This window comes from Pseudomonas sp. SCPG-7, from assembly GCF_002156405.1.
Lineage (GTDB): Bacteria > Pseudomonadota > Gammaproteobacteria > Pseudomonadales > Pseudomonadaceae > Aquipseudomonas > Aquipseudomonas parakoreensis.
This window is the reverse complement of sequence record NZ_MVOO01000054.1, coordinates 1-340: the sequence shown is the minus strand read 5'-3', so window position 1 is coordinate 340 and position 340 is coordinate 1. Positions and strand designations below refer to the sequence as shown.

At 60.3% G+C, this 340-nt stretch carries 1 pseudogene; it reads right to left on the bottom strand.

From position 1 onward, the window contains the following. Positions 1 to 340, bottom strand: a pseudogene (locus B1722_RS29665) (hypothetical protein); the annotation flags it as partial.

Below are 340 nucleotides of genomic sequence, written 5' to 3'. Positions count from 1 at the left end.
CGTCCAGTTGAGCGATGACCAGACGGTATCGATCTCGTAGGCCAGGGCGCTGGTTTCGCTGATGGTGTCGCCGACGTTGTCGACCACATAAGTGTCGTTGCCCAAACCACCCATCAGGGTGTCGGCGCCCAGCCCGCCGTCGAGGTAATTGTCGCCAGCGTTGCCGGTCATGCGGTTGGCGACGTCGCTGCCGATCCCGCGCAGGTTGGCGCTGCCGACGAACAACAGGTTTTCGACGTTGTTGCCCAAGGTGTAATCGATGGAGGAGAACACCCGGTCATAGGCGGTTGGCGAACTGTCGGTTTCGATGATCACATCGCCGACGTTGTCGACGTAGTAG